Genomic DNA, 18454 nt, shown 5'->3' on the forward strand with positions numbered 1-18454 from the left:
AAACGATCAATGATCATCTCCTCATTCTTTTATGCGTACAAGCCAGTCAACATAAGTATACCTGGCAGCCATGTAGTAAAGATGCCGCAAACAATCGCAAAATAGTGGATCGATTTGCCAAAATTGATTTTGACAACCGAATCTAAGAAACCGCAAAACCAAAGGCAGCCCCAAATCAACCAAATAAGCGCAAACACCCAATCATGTTCCCATTGCCAGCTGATCCATGCAAAAGGAATCGTATTGATGGCGACAAAAAGCGCATAAATACCATAAATACGCATATCTAAATCGAACAGATACAAGACACCCACTAATAAATAGGTAAAAGCAAATAAAAAGCCAGTTCCTGCTTCATAATAAGCTCCTTGTAGCATGTAGAGTATATTAATGATGAATGATAACGAGCCAGTAAATAAATTAATCAAAGATAATGACCGATGATCAATGTCCAACAAACTGCCCCAACCATTGATTATTAAGGTTATACCTACGAAAAACAGTCCAATGCCTAACATAAAAATCCTCCTTTATTCTGAATATAGAATAACAAAGTTTAGGATATTTGAAAAGCACACCAAAATAAATTTCATTTTTTATAAAAAAAATTACTGTTTTTCATTTTTTTTGCGTTTTAATTTGATAAAATCAATATAATCAAGAATATCGGCAATTTCTTCTTCGGACATTGATTCATCGACCATACTGGCTATCTTTTGTTGTTTTTTGTTTAAATCATCAGAAGAATAATAAACAGGTTCTCCAATCAGCAATGTCAGCGGGACAGAAAGGGCATCTGCTAATTTTTTGGCGGTATCGATATGGGGCGTCATTCGCTTACCGTTTTCAAAACGCGAAATCTGGGCTGCACTTACACCAGATTTAAGCGCCAACTGATTGACGCCAAGCTGTTTCTCTTCACGGAATTTTTTTAGATTTTCGCCAAAACTCATGTATGTTCCTCGTTTCATTCGTTTGTTAATTTTATGATACGGTCTAAAGATTTGAAATGCGATGAAAACTATAGCCGAAAAGAAAAAACTGTTGTTCACTGGTAATAATTGCTTTATACTATTACCCAAAGGCAATAAAATATTCAAGATAAGTAAGTTTATGGTTCACGCAAGACTATCTTGCAGAAAGGGGACACTAAATGTTACGAAGAGATCGAATTATTGTGTTTATTGATACGTACATGCGAGAGCAAGGTTGTTCGCCTACCGTTAGAGAAATCTGTGCCAGTGAAGGAATCAAAACGACCTCATTGATCCACCGCCATTTGGTACGAATGGAGAAAAGAGGACTGATTTATCGAGAGCGCCGTTTTAAATCTCGTGGCCTACACTTCACTGATAAAGGCCGCGCCTATGTATCAGAAATCAAAGAGGCAGAATTAGTGACAGCCAAAGCTGAGTGAAGGGCTATCAGCACAGTCTATGACCAAAATAAAAAAGCCAAAAAGGCTTTTTTATTTTGGTGCACGGTAGCCAGCAGCTTTTGCTTCAGCTATCGTTTTAAACCATTCTTTAGGATTGGTCGTGTCCTCATAATAGGCGGAACCTGGCAGATGATAGATCCCGCTTTTAGACCCTTTGATCAGACCATTGCCTTGCTGATCTACATAAGTGACTTGATCAGCTGAGGATTCAGCATACTCAGTGCTATCAGAAATAGCTGTCTTCGTACGCGTCGTATCTGTGTTGGACTTACTTGTTGATTGAGATAGGCGACTTGTTCCATCCTGATAATTGATCGTGACACCATCTTGGATATTGAAGATATAAATATTGAATTGAATCGTCTCATCGCCGATAGACTGAGCTTGCATGTGCACACCATGAGCAACCAATTCGTCCCCACGGTAAATCGGGGTGACTGCATAACGGACATAATGGTCGGCATCTTGTTTCAGATAATGATTGATATCCATCTCAAACCGCAACATCTCAGGGTTATTTAATTGACTAGTACCCGTGATCAAGTTTTTCCAATTGGCATTTTCACCAGCTAAAGCAAAACCAATCAAATGGGTACGATTATAGAGGTAACTGCCACTGGGCAACTCTTTACTATGCCAGCCAGTCGGTTTGACACTTGAAATATCCCCGCGTTTTTCAGTAGGCATCAATGACTGATTCAGCATAGCTTCAGCTGATGTTGCTCGGTTAAGTGTATCTAATTCCCCATAACGCGCCCAAGCTCCATCTTTGATAGACAGTTGTGCCTCAGAAAAAGTCGGTTGATTATGGTTGACTTCGATCGTCTGTGTGCCATCGTATGACAATCTCGCCAGTTCTGACTCAGAGGCACTGATTGTGGGTTGGGCTTCTTCAGAAGGCGAGAAGAAGGTTTGTTGTCCCCAAAGTGCCAAACCAATCATCCCAATCACAATCAAACTGCCAATAGTACGTTTCTTTTTTTTCATATCGCTATCCTTTTCTTTTTTGTTTAACCTTGGTTTATTATATAACAAATCCGGATGAGTTCAAGCAAAACATTGATAGCTGTTATTATTCAATGGATATAAAAAAATTATCGAAAATGATTTTTGTTGCTTATAAAAATTAGTTGCGCTAGGATTACATAAAAGACCAGTCATTCATCTTTTAGATTGACTTTGTTCTTGGGCATTTCATCCATGCACAAAAAGCAATATAGGTCATAACAATGCGTCTTAGAGATAGACTAGAGATTTTTCAGATGATACATGCCAAGCAAACCCACTAAGAAGGAGATGGTAACAATGGAAGAGACTTTTTTGCATCATTTACACACAAACAATACAGAAGCCTTAAAAACATTACTCTTAACGATCGAGGAGTTACCGCTATTACAAATTTTCTCCCAATTATCAACCAATGAAAAAGTGATTGTTTTCCGATTATTGCCAAAAGACAAAGCCTTAGCATTGTTCGAGGAACTGCAGCCGTCCGCGCAACATCATTTATTACGTTCTTTCACTGATGAGGGCGCAACGGAATTTATCAATAAGATGGCCCCTGATGTTCGGGTCCGTTTATTAGATGAACTTCCTGCCAGCGTGACCAAAAAGTTGCTGCAATCACTGACGGATGCTGAACGAGCTGCTACCAATCTGCTTTTAGGCTATGAGCGAGAGACTGCTGGTCGCTTAATGACGCCTGAATTTATTACTTTAAAAAAAGAGATGACTGTTGATGCAGCCTTGGCAAAAGTTCGGTCGCAAGCAAAAGAAAAAGAAACGATTTATACACTCTATGTTACTGATCAAACGAAAAAGCTGCAGGGCGTATTGTCATTAAAAGAATTATTGATTGCTCAAGGAGATCAGCTGATCAGCGACATTATGTCACGTGAAGTGATCTACGTCTTTACAAATACTGATCAAGAAGAAGCAGCGCGCTTATTGAACGAACTTGATGTCATTGCATTGCCTGTTGTCGATCGCGAAGCACGGATAGTCGGAATCATGACTGTGGATGATGCCATTGATATTTTGGAATTGGAAACGACAGAAGATATGTTCAACCAAGCAGGATTAGTGGACGTTGCATCCAATGAAGCGGATCGCAGCAATGTGTTGATCAATGGCAATGTTTGGCAGATTTGGAAAGTACGTTTGCCATTTTTAGTCATTACCTTAATGGCTGGACTTTTAGCTGGTGTGGTGATTGATGAATTCGAACAAACATTAGAATCTGTGGCAGCAGTCGCTATTTTCATCCCATTGATCATGGATATGGGTGGAAATGTCGGCACGCAATCTTCAACTGTATTCGTTCGAGGGATGTCGTTAGGGCATATCGATCTATCGAAATTTACCAAATATTTCTTAAAAGAAGTATGGATTGGCTTTAGTTTGGGCTTGATTGTTGGGGTCATATCTGGTTTGGCTGCATCTGTTTGGCAGGGAATACCCATGTTAGGCGTGGCAGTAGGCATATCGTTAGTCTTTGCCATGACACTTGCCGCTGCATTAGGTTTCTTGGTACCTTTTGTCTTGATTAAACTAAATATTGACCAAGCGGCAGGTTCGGCGCCAATCATTACATCGATCAAAGATATCGCAGGTTTATTTATTTATTTCGTGTCAGTTAATGCGTTGCTAGGCCACTTGCTGTAAGGGGACCTGTTACCAACTATATAAATAAAAAAAGCCCCCTATCTGTAATGTAGCAAACAGATAGGGGGGATAGGCGTATGCCCCTGCCAAGGTACTCTTAGTATAACGATTCAGCAGCAAAAAAACAAACATATCTGAACCCATATTTTCTTGTTGATTTAGCGTAATATTTTATCCATCGCTTTGCCTTTTGCCAATTCATCGATCAATTTATCCAAATAACGAATTTCTTGCACCATAGGCTCTTGAATATCTTCCACACGAATACCACAAATGACGCCAGTGATCGTTTTTCTAGCAGGGTTCAACGCTGGCGCTTGCGCAAAAAAATCAGCCAAAGAAACAGCTGCGGAAACTTGCTGTTGGATTCCATCTTCATCATATCCCGTCAACCAGTGAATAATATCATCTACTTCATCTTTTGATCGTTGTTTTCTTTCAACTTTAGCGATATAGAGGGGGTATACCTTGGCAAAGCTGATTTCAGTGATGTGTTGTCTGGCCATCATAAAAACTCCGTTCTTGTTTTCTTTAGCATACAATATTTGATCATAGTTGTCGAAAGTGACGCGTGTTTGTTTTGCTAAAAAATAATTTTTCCATCTTGTTCACGAAATCCATATACTTTCTGCCGTTGCTCGCCATCCCAATAACGCAAGGTCAAATTTTTGTGCAACATCAACTGGGTATATACTTCCTTTAATGATAAAGCAGATTTATTTGGTTCAAAAAATAGAATCAGTTGATTATGGCTATCGACAGCTATCGTTGTAAAGGGGACTAGGTTCTCTTGATACTGCAAATAGATACCGCTCAACTTTTCTGGATCAATGCCATTCGATAACGCTGTGAGTAAGTCTTGTGCTCTCATTTTTGTACCACCTTGATAGATTGCCGATAATGGTCCATATCCAACATGATTCTCGTCTTGCCATACACAGCATATTTCTGGACCACAAACTGCTTACGCGCATTCCACTGACCACCAACAACGACATACATACCTTCCTTTACATCACCCAAAAAGTTCAAGCTATGCTTGGCAATCAAACAGTTGGTCGTACCAATCGTAAAGCGCAGGAGGGGAGACGCCGTAAAAGAAAGCATCTTGATTTTTGAGACAGTTCCTTTGATTGTTTCCAAGATCGATCAGTCCTTTCGATAGATTTCAGATTATCACGTCACATCAAACCATTTCTTATCCTCAAAAAAAGCCACATGCCGAATCTCATCGTAATGGATCTTTTCTACTGATTCACCACTAAGATAAATACCGAGGGAATCATAGCCGCTGATTTTACCAGTGATATCAGGTGGATAGTGACCCTCTTGGTCAACTTCTTCTCGCTGGATCGCTACCGCACGATTTTTTTTCATTGCTTCAAATAAACACTGATTGATTTCTTCAGACGAGAGTGCTTCTTTTGGTGGACAGTGAAACTGCCGTTGGGTCTCTGTATCAATCTCTGTCGTATGTTCAGAAAGAAAAAAACCTTGCCACTTTAATTTCTTCCGATCCTCATAGGGCTGTATCATACCCATCACAATCACCTCTCATCTATATCATACAAACATTTGTTCCCTTTTGTAAAGCGAACAGTTTTTTAAATTTGCATTCATGCATGCAATAGGTGGATTTTGAACCAAATATTGTTGATCTACATGATAATGATTGGTTCGCAAAACGTGCATGTTTCAAAGAAGTGAGGAAGAAAATAAAAAAGTGAGGGGAGTCGGGTGTATCCTTTTGATAACGAAAATAGGCAAACAATCAGCAAGTAGTATGACGGTGCACCGTTTATTTCTTATCCAAAGTTGCTGTATGTTCGGTCATTTTAGTTAGGGTCGATCGATCCCATAGCGCGACGTTTAACCTTTGAGGCAGCTCTTTGGCAGAATCAGTAAAATAGCTATTCGTTAAAACGATAGCCTTATCCAGTGAAGTAATAGCCAATACCAGCATAAACTTCTTGTATGGCTTTATTACCGACATTCTTTTTCCAACGTTTACATTGGATGCCATAAGTAACACCGTCTTTCTTAGCACTCACATCTATCCCTTGATCGCCATAGGCCTTTGTCTGCCTGACTTTTTCAAACTGATGTTTAGACAATAAATAAGTTGTATAGTCTTCAAAGTCGGTTTCAGTCATTTTATCGATGTGCCTTCATTGCACACTTGAAAATCGGTTATGCCTGCTTAAGAGGGGATAGAACAGGAGAATTAAACCCAAGAAGGTTGCACCAGCCCCTATGTATAATATAACAATGAAACCAGCGTCATAAAAAACATAAAAAGCCAGCAAAAAAACCATATTAAGTATCCCTAAATGATTTTTATTCTTTTTTTGACATTCTGATTACCCTTTATGATGATTTCGTATACTCAGAGTGATTCGACAAAAAATGCGTATATAACTAGTTAAACGCGTTGCAACTAGTTGTTTCTTGTTCATACAAGATTTCAAAATAGATGATTCAGATAAATGGCCATAGCCAATGATGGAACATTTTTAATTGGAACAATTATTTTCTATAATTAAGTACGCAAACACATCAAGGTACAGATAAAAATAAGTGCCATAAATTGAAACAACCTCAAACGAAGAACCGTTGGAATCAAATTATCAAACGGCCAACGTATATAGGAATTCTGCGAACCAACCAATGATTGAATCAATCATTGGTTGGTTGTTGGCATATGAAATGAATCCTCAAAAACCAAAAAAAGAAATATTTTAATGTTTATAAAAGAATTTAGGTTAAAAGAGAGGTTTTTGTGTTAAAAAAGCATGTTGGAGGGACCTTGGTTAAATAAAAATGACTTGTTGATCGCTATTCTTTTTTCTATATAACTTTGTATAATATATATTATGTAAACTAAAATATAAATAATTTCCATTTACCGTCAACAAACTAAAATTCTCTGCTAACCTCCCTCTTTAAACGGTAAATTACACTGATTTTCGGTGCAAAAAGCAATCATGACCGAAAATTATAAATAATGACGCATTTTTGCGAAAAAATATTTACCAGATACCAATAATCCTGTTGACCTATCGCATAATTTAATAAGCACTGCAACAGATCAACAACATTGACCATGATTATTTATCCCACAATCGGCTGACCAATTCTAAATGGTTCATGACTGAAGCTTTTCTGATAACGCCCATACCAGGAAATTTATCTTGCACTACCGATTCCTGCAAAAGCTGCAATCCTAGAGTTTGCGTGGGAAATGATTGTTCATGAAGCGACAATTGATCCATCACTTGGAAAAATTTTGCCTTTTGATTGGCTAAATCTTCATCAGAAACCAAATGTGCAATATGTAATTCGCCAGTAGCATCTGGAAAGATCCAATGAATAGCGATACGTTTCGACGGATAACTAGATTCATAATAGATTTTGCTGTCAATCGAAAAATCGCTATATCCATAAAAGCCTAGTTGTTGATATGTTTTTTTTCGTGAAGAAAACATTTCAGTAGCATATTCTGTATAAAATGAATGCTTAGGCAACCGCGTAAACGGATCTTCCATGATGATTTTGGGTCCTGCGACACGATTCAACAAACGAAATTCTTTGCTCAAAAGAATCGGGATCTGATTATTTAGCCAGTCGCTTTCTAAAGCTGCCTCAGCCTGGTGTATGATCCACATATCAGGTGATATTTCATAGGTTTCGATTGGCTGATCGACGATTCTTGCTTTCTGCAATGGTATGGCAATTAATTCTTGCAATCCTTCATCAGTCAGAAAATCACCAGCTGAAGGATTATCGATAATAAAACAAGGATGATTTTTTTGCTTCAGCAAATCAACAACTGTCCAAAAGGCTTTTGACTGTTTTACAGGCTCAATGATTGGTTGGATACTGCGAGAGAGCAAATCTGATTCCAGCAAAGATTTCAAGGCCAATAAATCGAATTGTTTGCCCCGCAAATATGGATAGTACACCCCTCTCACCCTTCCTTTGGTTCATCTAGTAATCGTTTCTCTAAAGTTTCATACGCTGCTCTTGTTGCAGCCAACTCTTCTTTTAACGCTTCAGTCGCTTGATTTTGTGTATCTTCTATAAAGCGATCATAGTAATTGATGCCGCCGCCAAATAAATCATATGCTGGCTGTCTTTTTTTCAATTCTTGATATAATCGTTCTGTCGAGAAGACTCTTAGTCCTCGAGCAGTTTGTTTGGCTTTGCTGACTTCTCTTGCTTGCGCTGAAATCAACCGGAACAATAGCGCTTTTTCAGAGACTTGCAGTTGTTGCCGTTGTGGCTTCTTTTCAACGCTGAAGTAGCCTTTTCTGCTAGTATCTTTTTCTACAAACTGATGATAAACCAATACACCGATCGTAGGAAGAATCTGGTCTTTGACTTTTTCATATAACGCTTTGGGCAAAACAAAATAATTATAATGACCGATAAAAGAAAGCTTTGCTTTTGAACGAAAATCCGCTAAACTAACTTTTAATTCGTAACAGCGCCATTCAAATACCTCCTCAGCAGTTAAGCGGCAACTGAGTGTATCGACGATCCCTTGATCATCAGGCATCACCACTTCTTCGACCACGATGTCACTATTTTCACGACAATAATAATAGAGCGCTTCTTCCATCTCGACCGTTAATGCTGTTTTCATGATTATGCCAACTTCTTTCTCCTATACTCACTTTCTTTAGTATAAAACATACGTTCGCCTATGTGAAGTAGCTTAAGCTATTTTTTATTTTCATTTTATAGTTTACATAATAATATTATCAAAAACACGCAAACGTCCTTTATTTGAAAGGCCATGTTTGCGTGTAGTTTCTCTTCTTTATAAATACCTTACTAAAAGTTGCAGCAATTGCTGCGGGAATTCTTGCAACTGGGACAAATCAATAAACCGTTCTGGACCGTAAATTGATTTGATGACTTCTTTATCTTGCCCAATGGCTGCTGCTAAAAATAGTACACCTTGGCGTTCGTAATCAGCTATGACCGTCTGAATGTCGGTTTTGGCCTTCTCTCCGGTATAATCAGGCAGTGCTTTGGGTTGCCCATCACTGATATTCAAGAGGAGTTTGGTTGTCGCGCTTTGTTGACTGACACGGTCTGCCAATACCCTTAACGCTGCCCCATCACGGTTGTTTTGCCGCGGTTTCATAGTCATTAATTTTTCTTGAACAAAATCAAAACCCTCGTCGAATTCTTTATAGGCAAACAAAGAGGTTTTTTCTCGTGGGGAAGCATCCGCTGTATCACCATAGATCATCAATGGGATATTGACTTGTTCGGCAAAAGCGGTCAATGCTAAGACTGCTTGTTGCGCATACTTGATTCGCTCTTCTCTGATCATTGAACCCGATTCATCGATACGTACCGCTACGGCCAATGATGGCGTTTCATTCGGCGGGTTCTTTTTGTCAAAGGTCCGCAGGTCTTGGTACACGATTTTGCTTGCATCAAATCGTGTACCAGTATATTGTCCTTTGCTATAATCAGCGCCACGTTCGTTCTCAAGCAATTCTTGTGTTTGTTTGACTAAAGCGTCAATCATGGAGTGTAATGGTTTGAGTAAATCCTGTGCAGGTTTGCGCAGGTTTAAATCAACAGCTGGTCGATGAACGATCAACCCCTCTTTCGCATGGATCGATTCTTTTAAAGCGTCGCGGGCAGTTTTAGAGGCCTTGGCTTTTTTTTCTTTGTTGGTCGCCTCAAATTCTGTAAGCGTCAATGTGTGATCTGTGAGGTCATTGGCTTCTGATTCACTACCAGAGGCAGCCTGCCCTTCCTGACTTGTATTATCAACATTCTCGAACAATGCTGCCGCTTCTGATGATTCGACAGTTTCTTCTTGCTCTTTTTGATCTGACGGATCCGCTGTTGGTACTTCATTTTCTGCGGCATCTTGTGCTTGCTCTTCGGTCGTAGCTGCTGTCAGATGCACTTGCCCTTCATCAGTGATTCCTCGTTCGTTTGCTTCCTCAGCTGAAATTTGACGGGCAGCGGCCTTTTTGAAATCTTGCAGTGGTTGACCATGAAACAGCAAACGCAATTGGGACAAAAGCCCAGACGTATCAAGAGCCGTTTGCAAGAGCTGCAATTCATTGGTGTCCGTTGTCACTTTATACAATACTTTTTGATGGATCGATTGCAAGGGATTTTGTCCTTGTTTGACTGCATTTAACCAATAAAAGTAAGACCGCATACCAGCTGCGCCTTTAATCGCATTTGCTTTGGCAGATATGTCCAATAGCCGAATGATTTCGGCCATTTTTTCAGCAACTGCTTGATTTTGATAACCCGTTTTGGCGATACCACGCGCAACCATGACAGCCAAAGGCGGTAGATCCATCTTTTCCGCATGTTGCATACGATCTCGCAGTGACTCATTCAATGGGCGATTGCCTTGATAATTGCGATTGGTGGTAATGACCACTACACAATCCGGATGTCGTTGAACAAAACCTGTAGGGATGTTGAGCATGCCATTTTGCTCTAAAGCTGAATTCAAGGCAACCAATACAGATGCATCTCGGATCACTGTTGGTTCTTGAATTTCTAAAAGATAGCCTTTTTCCATGGCGCGAACAATCTCTGAAGGATAATATTTGTACCGAATCACAGGGTTTTCTTCTGCCTCTTCAATCCGTTGGATCAATTCAGCAAATTTGGCTTTGGCACGCTCCGGTGTAAGGGAAAAGTGCCCTTCAATCAACTGCAATACATCACTGAAGCAGTCACTTTGATAAATGGCATCCAAAAGATCCTTATCTTCTTCTTGATCCGTGTCGATCACTGGCAGCAAAGCACCAAAAATATCTGATTTATCCATATCTGCAAAACAAGTGATTTTTGTATAAGGTAATTGCAAATCGGCAGATAATGCTTTTGCTAGCTGTGTTTTTCCCGAACCGGCATCCCCTTCCAGCAAGATATTGAATAGTTTTAATTCAGGATCATTCCAGTTTTCGGCAATTTCCGATGCGATCCGCAGCTCTTCTTCACTGGTTTGATGGCTGGCTGGTTTTTGCCAAATCATCATTCCTTCTAACTTACTAAAGGTACGTCCTGTTGTCACTGCATATGGAGAGATGAAATGGTCCATATTTATCCGCTCCTTTTCTTAGTAGCCTAAATCTTCAAGTAATCGTTTGAGAATTTTAAACCGTTCGCCGATCAATTCACCATTTTTTTGCAAAGTATCGTAGAACGTCAAAATATCCTCATCGATATTGGGATTATCTGTGTCGACTTCAACGGTCATTCGATTGCCTTGCAAGCCAATGATATCCACCAACGGGTTTTCTGGATCATAAAATTTCTCGTGACGATAGGCCTCTTGAAAATACAGACTAGATTGTGCTGTCAAAATAGCCATATCCAAGATTCGTGTCAACGGCAGTTCTTCCGAGGATAAGGAAGAATCACTATTTTCGTGCCAGATTTTTCCCATGATATCATTGGGATCCTTGGCAGGATCTAGGCCTAAAGAAAGTGCTTTTGCATCTGTCTGCAACGCATTGCGGCCATCGATTTGGTCATATTTTTCAACTTTGATCACTGATTGATGTTGATGATCTTCGGGTAATTTCACATGAACACTCCTTACACTAAATACATTTGATGATATCCTTAGTATAGATATCCATCTACCGATACTCAAGCAATATACTTTTTGGGTTTAAACCGCATTACTGGCGGTTATCAGAGAAAAAGCGCCAATTAGGGACAAGTCCTAACTGACGCAATGTTCAAAGTACAAATTGATAAAAATAATGCCACGTGTATAAATAAAAGTTCAGACTAGTTATTGGGCAGAAATGGCAATACCGATGGCTTTTTCTCCCAAATGTGTGCCGATAACTGGGCCAAAATGACCAATTTCAATTTCAGCAGTTGGATATTTAAGCTGCAGCTTTGCTTTTTCTTCTTGTGCAACAGCCAAATTATTGGCATGAATCACATAAAATTTCACTGGATAAGCAATATCCGCTTCCCGATGACCAATAATGTCTTCGGCACGATTAAAGGCTTTTTTGCTAGAACGGACTTTTTCATGAAGGACGATTTTTCCTTCGTCAAAAGTTAGAATCGGCTTGATTTTCAATAAACCACCAATCAATGCGGCACCGTTCGTCAAGCGGCCGCCGCGAACGAGATTGTTCAAATCATCAACGATCAAGTAGGCGTAGGTATTTTCTCGGATGATATCTAGATGTGCCAATATATCAGCGAGTGAGCGATCTTGTTGTGAAAGATCTAAGGCGGCTTCTACCATGTGTCCCATTGGCATACTAGTGATTTTTGAATCATACGGAATGATTTCAATCCCTTCGATTTCATCCTTGATGCCATACAATGTATTGATAAATCCAGAAATACCACTTGATAAGTGAATGCTGATGATTGTATCGTAACCACGATCACGCAGCGATGTATACAGTGACATAACCTCACCCAAAACGGGCTGAGAAGTTGTTGGGAATTCTTTGCTGTTTTTCAAAAGTGCGTAATATTCATCCGCTTCAATGTCGATACCTTCATTATAGATTTTTCCATCTAAGATAACAGGGATCGGGATGACAAACAAATCTTCATGATTCTTGATCCGTTCCGGCAGATAAGCGGTACTGTCAGTAACAACGGCTAATTTCATTCTTTTTCCTCGTTTCAACATATTTCAAACGTCATTAATAATATAGCACAATTTTGCAGGCTTTCAAATGATTTTCAAAAACATTTGCTATTTACTTCTGGTTGAAGAAATCGGTGATCGCTTGCTGATTCGTTTGTAAATCAACCACCAAAACGCTGCCTGCTGTTGCCGAATTCCCATACTGCCATGAATCATCCACGGGTACGGTCAATCGATCGATTCCACCTGCACCTCTAGCAATCGAGAATGTATTTTTCAGTAGGAATGTAACTGGCAAGTTCGTCGACGCATACCCCAGCACTTTACCCGCAGCATAGGGGAGCTTCAAGATGGAGACAGGATTTTTCATTTCACTGAATATCGCATCGATCACTTGTTGTTGCCGACGGACGCGCCCAAAATCACCTTCTTCATCCATTCGAAAGCGGGCATATTGCAACAATTCAAGTCCATTCATATCTTGCTGTCCTTTTTTGATCGCAACTTCTAAGTTTTTGCTCATATCTTTTTCGGCATTGATCGAGACCCCTGTCGGAAACAAAGTGTCAATAACCTTCTCAAACGACTGGAAATCAACTTTCGTGTAGTATTTGGTATTGATACCAAAGTTTTCAGCTAATGTTTGTCTAACTAGATCTGCACCACCAAATGCATAAGCAGCATTGATTTTGTTTTCCCCATAGCCCGGGATCGTTACCAGAGTATCCCTCATGAATGAGACCAGTTTGGGTTTGCCACTAGGACCATCCAACTGCAAGACCATGATCGTATCCGCTCGACCTGTCTCTCCTTCACGGCTATCACTGCCGATAAGCAAAATATTGTTGCTGCCATCAGCAGAAGTCACCCCATTGAATGTCTCTGTGTCATCTTTTGGGATTGAAGAATCACTTCTTGCAACTTGTTGTCCTACAATAAAGGCACCAATCGAATAAATCAGAATAAAAAGCAATACCCGAAACACAATCCTTAAAATCGGATGTCTTCTTTTCTTTTTCGATTTTTGCTGTTTGACTTTTTGCTTCGGTTTTTGTTTCACATTTTGCTCTTTTGTATAACTGTTGGTTTTCTGATGCGCTGAATGCGGCCGGTAGTTGTCCTTTCCTTTCGTATCTCCACCATGAGTGCGGGATGGCTTGATATTGAAAGAATGACCAGTTGTCCGCCGACTGCCGGCAGATTGATCAGGCTGTGATCCCTCTATTGATTCCTGTATTGATTCCTCTCTTGATTGCACTTCGGAAGAGTCCACAGCTTTTTGCCGAGTTCTCCTGGCAAAAATACTTTCTTTTGTCGATTGCTGTTCTTCTTGTGCAAGTTTCTTATGTAGTTGTTTATTTCGTTCCATCCGACTCATTGCGGTTTTCCTCCAATAAAATAGCTTTCTGTCTATAAGGATACCTTACCCATTACAGAAAGAAAGCTGTTTTTTTAAAATTTAATCTTTTTCTAGGAAAAATAGCAGCGTTATAGTCCTTTAAATGCACATTGTCGAAAAATCTGATAACCGGCGTCCTCATAAAAAGATTGCACTTGATTGGCAGACCAGAAATTCAACGAAATCCCTTTGTAGCCTTTTTCTTTGGCAAGATGTTCGGCTGCATGCAGCATGAAGCGACCGACACCTAATTTTTGCGCATCGGGCAAAACAGCTATCGCTGCACATTCCATGAAGTGGCGTTCATACATGATGGCGTTCTCATCGCGATGGCTATCTTCCAAATGAACAAATCCGCAAGGGGATGCATCAAGATACGCCACATAAAAAAAGTGGGCAGTCGATGCCACTTGTTGTTTGATCATGCACGTCATCACTGCATGATCAAAGGGCTTAAACAACTCAGGATACCATTGATGATGCGCTTCTTGCACATCCCGATGAAAAGAGGCCAACAAAGCAGCATCATCACAAGGTTTGATTGTCATTTGTCTTTTCACCTTTGCTCATCCTCTTTTCTGTAATAGGATACACACCAAGTAAGTGGACAGTGCCGCCTAAAAGTTGAATTTCTTCAAATGCATTCGCAATCAGTTGAATCGGTTTGTCTACAACAAGATCGATCACGAAAAAGTATTCACCAAGGGTCGTTTTCGAAGGGCGCGATTCAATCTTGCTTAAATCAATATCACGCCAGCCAAAGGCAGCCAAAATTTTGTGCAAACTACCTGGTTGATTGGCAGGCAACGTCACAAAAATCGTGGCTTTATCCGCCTGATCAGACAAGTGCTGCAAGGTTGCTGGTACATGCTGCATGACCCAAAATCGAGTCTGATTGAAAGATACATCTTGGATATTTTCTGCTTCGACCCGCAATTGATAGGCAGTGGCGGCTTCCTTAGATGCAATCGCTGCTACGGCTTCTTCGGGATGATTTTTGACATATAATGCAGCCGTCGTTGTAGAAGCAACTGCTTCAATCACAGCATCTTGATAATAGCGATTTAAATAATTTGTACATTGTGCCAATGCTTGCGGATGAGAAATGATGCGCTTGATCGGTTGACGTGACATATCTTTGCGATCAGCTACCACCAATTGATGATTGATAGGCAAAATGATTTCTTTTTCGATCGAAAGCTGTTGTTCTCGGAATAAAGTATCGATCGTTGCGTGAACAGATCCTTCCAGAGAATTCTCATTGGGCACAACACAGCGGTCAATAACGCCATTCACCAACGCTTGGATGCATAAAGGGATCGAGGGATAAGGAACCAATGTTTCATGCGCAAATGCTTCTCTGGCTGCCAAATACGTAAAAGAGTTCTCTGGTCCTAAATAGCCAATTTGCATACTATTCACCTACTTTAGCTAAGATTTCGGTCACGATCTCATGGGGGGCTTTCCCTGTAGTTTCCACCACCAATGAGGCACTTTCTTCATAAAATGGAATTCGAGGTTGATAAACAGCCAAAATTTCAGTAGGGGTTTTCGATAAAACCAATGGCCGTACATTTTTGGTATCAGCCTGTAACCGATTGATCAATTCTGCCGGATCGGTTTTTAAATAAATTACCCGAGGCATTTTTTTTAAAAGTTGCCGATTTTCTTCTTTTAGTACGATACCACCCCCAGTAGAAATGATTTCTGGGCGCGTCAACGTTTGCGCCAATATTCGTGTCTCGATTTCACGAAAGGCTGATTCCCCATGTAAAGCAAAAAAGTCTTGGATACTCATCCCGATTTCCGCTGTGATCAAATCATCAAAATCGATTTGCATCATGCCCGTTTCTTTTGCTAAAAGACCGCCAATCGTTGTCTTTCCAGCACCCATGAAGCCAATCAAAACAATTCCGTTCATTTTGATTCACCACCTTGTGCCAACGTACGTACATCGTCAAAGAAGTGGGGATATGAAACAGCCACTGCTTCTGCGCGATCCAAAGTGACATCTTCATCCGTCAATAGTGCTGCAATCTGCAGCATCATACCGATACGATGATCTCCGCGGCTCGAGACATGTCCACCATGGAGCTTCGTTGGCCCATGAATGATCAATCCATCGGCGGTGGGCGTGATACGCGCGCCTATTTTTTGTAATTCCTCTGCTGTCGCATCAATGCGATTGGTTTCTTTGACTTTTAATTCTTCAGCATCTTTAATGACAGTTGTCCCTTGCGCTTGTGTGGCCAATAGCGCAATGATTGGTAGCTCATCGATCAACCGTGGAATGATATCACCGGAAATCGTGATCCCCGTTAACTGAGAAGACCGAATATCAATCGTAGCGGATTGATTTTGCACGTCTTGATTGCGCATGTTCATATCCGCCCCCATCTCTGTCAACACGTCAATGATTCCGGTTCTCGTCGGATTGATGCCGACATTGGTTAATGTGATGTGGCTATCTGGCATGATCGCACCAGCTGTCAAAAAGAAAGCAGCCGAAGAAATATCACCTGGTACAATGACTTCCTGTCCTTGAAACATTTGCGGTCCCGTCACTGTGATTGTCTTGCCTTCTGTGGTAATCGAACCCCCAAACTGCCGGATCATGTCCTCTGTATGGTTGCGACTGGCTTCTTTTTCTATAATCGTTGATGTCCCATGCGCTTGCAAGGCTGCAAAAATAATGGCGGATTTCACTTGCGCGCTAGCCACTGGCATATGATAAGTGATTGGTTTTAAGTCACTATTTCCCGAAATAGTGATCGGCGGAAATTCTGTTTCTTGCGCACCTTCTAGTTGTGCACCCATCTCACTTAATGGCAGCATGACACGATTCATGGGGCGGCGGTTCAGTGAATCATCGCCATACATGATCGTTTGGAAAGACTGACCAGCTAGGATCCCCATCATCAAACGAATCGTTGTACCAGAATTGCCGATATCGATCGCTGATTTTGCCGGCTTGAGTCCATTGAAACCTTGCCCTTCGATCGTGATGGTTTTTCCGTCATCATGAATCGGCACACCTAATTGTTGAAAGGCATGCAAAGTGCTAAAGCAATCCTCTCCTCTTAGAAAGTTGTGCACCGTCGTGGTTCCTTCGGCTAATGCACCGAACATAATACTGCGGTGAGAAATGGACTTATCAGCGGGTACAGCAATCGACCCATTTAAATGTGTAGCTTTGACTAATTTCATCGTATTCTCCTATTTGATCCGACACGTGTATGTCGTTTTTTTGTTGATCAACTGTTCGGCCAACAGCAAATCGGTTTGGTTTTTAAAAGAAATCTGGAGCACACCATGGATCTCTTCGCGGCTCTCTAAGATTTTCAGGTTGATCAGTGACAGATGATGTTCTCCCAGTAATCCTGTAACTTCTGCCACAACACCCGAGTAATCGGGCACATCAATAAACAAATCATAAAACGCAGGAATGGCTCCATTTTGATGAATCGGCAACTGGTCACGGGTCTCTTTTGCTGATTCAAAAAAAGCATAGATTGCCGCTTCATCCTTTGTTTGCAGCCATTTGGCGATTGTCGACATTCGGTCTTGCCACTCTTCGATCATTGTCAGCAACGTTTGCCGATTGCTCAACAAAATATCCGTCCACATCCTAGGATCGGAAGAAGCGATCCTAGTGATATCCCGAAAGCCGCCTGCAGCCAATTGCTGTGCCCGCGGATGATGTTGATTGAATGTATCTGCTTGATTGACCAAACCAGAAGCAATAATATGCGGCAAATGGCTGAGCATACCAGTGATTTGGTCATGTTCTTCTGGACTTAGCGTCACATACTTCGCACGGGTTCCACTAAAAAGCACTTCAAGTTCGGGTAGTCGGGTAGTATCGTGGGGGGTAAATATATAATACGCATTTTCGAATAAATCAGCATCAGCTGCTTGAATGCCTGATTTATGAGAGCCAGCCATTGGATGACCGCCGATAAAATCAAAAGAAAACTGCTGGGCATATTGGCTGATTTCAGCTTTTGTACTACCAGTATCGGTCACCAAAACATTTGGTTTAAGTGACAATTCACCCAAACGGGCCAAATAAGTTTTGGTAATTTCCACAGGCAATGCTAGTAAAATGAAATCTGCTTGTACCGCGCCCTGATCGAAAGAAGCTGGGACTTCGTCCACGAGAGATGTTTGACGCGCAATCTCATTTGTCGCTGGACAATGATCCCAGCCCATCAGATAACTCTTCGAATGTTCCTTTTTTATACATTTTGCCAATGATGCGCCGATCAATCCAAGACCCGCAATCAAGATTCGCTGTGTCATCCTTCGCTTCTCCTTTGTTTCTTTT

22 protein-coding genes are annotated in these 18454 nt (G+C 40.8%); 2 read left to right on the forward strand and 20 right to left on the reverse strand.

Annotated elements, in window-relative coordinates; translation table 11 throughout:
* Positions 1–29: 29 nt before the first annotated feature.
* Together IGI41_RS07165 and IGI41_RS07170 are read right to left on the reverse strand one after the other, a co-directional pair.
* Positions 30–518 carry an AmiS/UreI family transporter gene (locus IGI41_RS07165; protein ID WP_430612646.1) on the reverse strand — a complete coding sequence of 163 codons (489 nt, stop codon included), beginning with the start codon at positions 516–518 and terminating at the stop codon, positions 30–32.
* 90 nt (positions 519–608) lie between these two features.
* Positions 609–953: a helix-turn-helix domain-containing protein gene (locus IGI41_RS07170; RefSeq protein WP_430612648.1), complete on the reverse strand. Its 345-nt coding sequence runs from the start codon at positions 951–953 to the stop codon at positions 609–611.
* Positions 954–1153: 200 nt separating this feature from the next.
* Between IGI41_RS07170 and IGI41_RS07175 the strand changes: the two genes are divergently transcribed.
* Positions 1154–1417, forward strand: a complete 264-nt coding sequence (locus IGI41_RS07175; RefSeq protein ID WP_430612650.1) for a LexA family protein — start codon at positions 1154–1156, stop codon at positions 1415–1417.
* 51 nt (positions 1418–1468) lie between these two features.
* Here IGI41_RS07175 and IGI41_RS07180 read toward each other — a convergent pair whose 3' ends face one another.
* Entirely contained in the window at positions 1469–2425 is a 957-nt protein-coding gene (locus tag IGI41_RS07180) for a DNA/RNA non-specific endonuclease (RefSeq protein WP_430612652.1), read from the reverse strand.
* 318 nt (positions 2426–2743) lie between these two features.
* On the opposite strand from IGI41_RS07180, the gene mgtE reads away from it, so the two are divergent.
* A complete protein-coding gene (mgtE, locus tag IGI41_RS07185; RefSeq protein WP_430612654.1) occupies positions 2744–4102 on the forward strand; it encodes a magnesium transporter in 1359 nt (452 codons plus the stop codon).
* 158 nt (positions 4103–4260) lie between these two features.
* On the opposite strand, the gene IGI41_RS07190 is transcribed toward mgtE, so the two are convergent.
* The 17 genes from IGI41_RS07190 to IGI41_RS07270 all read right to left on the reverse strand — a co-directional run bounded on the left by IGI41_RS07190 (position 4261) and on the right by IGI41_RS07270 (position 18429).
* On the reverse strand, positions 4261–4608 hold the full coding sequence (locus IGI41_RS07190) for a DUF2200 domain-containing protein (protein ID WP_430609070.1): 348 nt from the start codon (positions 4606–4608) through the stop codon (positions 4261–4263).
* Between the two features lie 77 nt (positions 4609–4685).
* On the reverse strand, positions 4686–4973 hold the full coding sequence (locus tag IGI41_RS07195) for a hypothetical protein (protein ID WP_430609071.1): 288 nt from the start codon (positions 4971–4973) through the stop codon (positions 4686–4688).
* Positions 4970–5245, reverse strand: a complete 276-nt coding sequence (locus IGI41_RS07200) for a hypothetical protein (RefSeq protein WP_430609072.1) — start codon at positions 5243–5245, stop codon at positions 4970–4972. The genes IGI41_RS07195 and IGI41_RS07200 overlap by 4 nt, the downstream gene beginning before the upstream one ends.
* Before the next feature lie 33 nt (positions 5246–5278).
* Positions 5279–5644: a hypothetical protein gene (locus IGI41_RS07205; protein WP_430609073.1), complete on the reverse strand. Its 366-nt coding sequence runs from the start codon at positions 5642–5644 to the stop codon at positions 5279–5281.
* 256 nt (positions 5645–5900) lie between these two features.
* On the reverse strand, positions 5901–6125 hold the full coding sequence (locus IGI41_RS07210; protein WP_430609074.1) for a restriction endonuclease: 225 nt from the start codon (positions 6123–6125) through the stop codon (positions 5901–5903).
* The gene (locus IGI41_RS07215; protein WP_430609075.1) at positions 6034–6255 is read right to left on the reverse strand and encodes a restriction endonuclease; all 222 of its coding nucleotides are present in this window, start codon (positions 6253–6255) and stop codon (positions 6034–6036) included. The genes IGI41_RS07210 and IGI41_RS07215 overlap by 92 nt, the downstream gene beginning before the upstream one ends.
* A gap of 954 nt (positions 6256–7209) precedes the next feature.
* Positions 7210–8064: a sce7725 family protein gene (locus tag IGI41_RS07220; protein ID WP_430609076.1), complete on the reverse strand. Its 855-nt coding sequence runs from the start codon at positions 8062–8064 to the stop codon at positions 7210–7212.
* Between the two features lie 5 nt (positions 8065–8069).
* Positions 8070–8747, reverse strand: coding sequence for a hypothetical protein (locus IGI41_RS07225; RefSeq protein ID WP_430609077.1), 678 nt, complete (start codon positions 8745–8747; stop codon positions 8070–8072).
* Positions 8748–8924: 177 nt separating this feature from the next.
* Positions 8925–11198, reverse strand: coding sequence for an AAA family ATPase (locus IGI41_RS07230; RefSeq protein WP_430609078.1), 2274 nt, complete (start codon positions 11196–11198; stop codon positions 8925–8927).
* Positions 11199–11216: 18 nt separating this feature from the next.
* Complete coding sequence (locus IGI41_RS07235) at positions 11217–11687, reverse strand: DUF6530 family protein (protein ID WP_430609079.1); 471 nt, start codon at positions 11685–11687, stop codon at positions 11217–11219.
* Between the two features lie 213 nt (positions 11688–11900).
* Positions 11901–12749 (reverse strand): DegV family protein, encoded by an 849-nt coding sequence (locus IGI41_RS07240; protein WP_430609080.1) that lies wholly within the window; start codon positions 12747–12749, stop codon positions 11901–11903.
* Positions 12750–12840: 91 nt separating this feature from the next.
* Positions 12841–14106 carry an LCP family protein gene (locus tag IGI41_RS07245; protein WP_430609081.1) on the reverse strand — a complete coding sequence of 422 codons (1266 nt, stop codon included), beginning with the start codon at positions 14104–14106 and terminating at the stop codon, positions 12841–12843.
* A gap of 110 nt (positions 14107–14216) precedes the next feature.
* Entirely contained in the window at positions 14217–14675 is a 459-nt protein-coding gene (locus IGI41_RS07250) for a GNAT family N-acetyltransferase (RefSeq protein WP_430609082.1), read from the reverse strand.
* Positions 14656–15540, reverse strand: a complete 885-nt coding sequence (gene pheA / locus IGI41_RS07255) for a prephenate dehydratase (RefSeq protein WP_430609083.1) — start codon at positions 15538–15540, stop codon at positions 14656–14658. The genes IGI41_RS07250 and pheA overlap by 20 nt, the downstream gene beginning before the upstream one ends.
* Before the next feature lies 1 nt (position 15541).
* A complete protein-coding gene (locus tag IGI41_RS07260) occupies positions 15542–16048 on the reverse strand; it encodes a shikimate kinase (protein WP_430609084.1) in 507 nt (168 codons plus the stop codon).
* Entirely contained in the window at positions 16045–17334 is a 1290-nt protein-coding gene (gene aroA / locus IGI41_RS07265; RefSeq protein WP_430609085.1) for a 3-phosphoshikimate 1-carboxyvinyltransferase, read from the reverse strand. Before aroA ends, IGI41_RS07260 begins: the two co-directional genes overlap by 4 nt.
* A gap of 9 nt (positions 17335–17343) precedes the next feature.
* Positions 17344–18429, reverse strand: coding sequence for a prephenate dehydrogenase (locus IGI41_RS07270; RefSeq protein WP_430609086.1), 1086 nt, complete (start codon positions 18427–18429; stop codon positions 17344–17346).
* Between the last annotated feature and the right edge of the window lie 25 nt (positions 18430–18454).

Origin of the sequence: Enterococcus sp. DIV0876 (assembly GCF_050529585.1) — a bacterium.
In the GTDB taxonomy this organism is placed as follows: domain Bacteria; phylum Bacillota; class Bacilli; order Lactobacillales; family Enterococcaceae; genus Enterococcus_D.

Coding starts and splice junctions, on each gene's coding strand:
- IGI41_RS07205 (WP_430609073.1), bottom strand. CDS start 5,644: ATGGGTATGATACAGCCCTATGAGGATCGGAAGAAATTAAAGTGGCAA.
- IGI41_RS07180 (WP_430612652.1), bottom strand. CDS start 2,425: ATGAAAAAAAAGAAACGTACTATTGGCAGTTTGATTGTGATTGGGATG.
- IGI41_RS07230 (WP_430609078.1), bottom strand. CDS start 11,198: ATGGACCATTTCATCTCTCCATATGCAGTGACAACAGGACGTACCTTT.
- IGI41_RS07190 (WP_430609070.1), bottom strand. CDS start 4,608: ATGGCCAGACAACACATCACTGAAATCAGCTTTGCCAAGGTATACCCC.
- IGI41_RS07245 (WP_430609081.1), bottom strand. CDS start 14,106: ATGAGTCGGATGGAACGAAATAAACAACTACATAAGAAACTTGCACAA.
- pheA (WP_430609083.1), bottom strand. CDS start 15,540: ATGCAAATTGGCTATTTAGGACCAGAGAACTCTTTTACGTATTTGGCA.
- IGI41_RS07260 (WP_430609084.1), bottom strand. CDS start 16,048: ATGAACGGAATTGTTTTGATTGGCTTCATGGGTGCTGGAAAGACAACG.
- IGI41_RS07165 (WP_430612646.1), bottom strand. CDS start 518: ATGTTAGGCATTGGACTGTTTTTCGTAGGTATAACCTTAATAATCAAT.
- IGI41_RS07175 (WP_430612650.1), top strand. CDS start 1,154: ATGTTACGAAGAGATCGAATTATTGTGTTTATTGATACGTACATGCGA.
- aroA (WP_430609085.1), bottom strand. CDS start 17,334: ATGAAATTAGTCAAAGCTACACATTTAAATGGGTCGATTGCTGTACCC.
- IGI41_RS07215 (WP_430609075.1), bottom strand. CDS start 6,255: ATGACTGAAACCGACTTTGAAGACTATACAACTTATTTATTGTCTAAA.
- mgtE (WP_430612654.1), top strand. CDS start 2,744: ATGGAAGAGACTTTTTTGCATCATTTACACACAAACAATACAGAAGCC.
- IGI41_RS07210 (WP_430609074.1), bottom strand. CDS start 6,125: ATGGCATCCAATGTAAACGTTGGAAAAAGAATGTCGGTAATAAAGCCA.
- IGI41_RS07240 (WP_430609080.1), bottom strand. CDS start 12,749: ATGAAATTAGCCGTTGTTACTGACAGTACCGCTTATCTGCCGGAACGG.
- IGI41_RS07270 (WP_430609086.1), bottom strand. CDS start 18,429: ATGACACAGCGAATCTTGATTGCGGGTCTTGGATTGATCGGCGCATCA.
- IGI41_RS07225 (WP_430609077.1), bottom strand. CDS start 8,747: ATGAAAACAGCATTAACGGTCGAGATGGAAGAAGCGCTCTATTATTAT.
- IGI41_RS07170 (WP_430612648.1), bottom strand. CDS start 953: ATGAGTTTTGGCGAAAATCTAAAAAAATTCCGTGAAGAGAAACAGCTT.
- IGI41_RS07250 (WP_430609082.1), bottom strand. CDS start 14,675: ATGACAATCAAACCTTGTGATGATGCTGCTTTGTTGGCCTCTTTTCAT.
- IGI41_RS07195 (WP_430609071.1), bottom strand. CDS start 4,973: ATGAGAGCACAAGACTTACTCACAGCGTTATCGAATGGCATTGATCCA.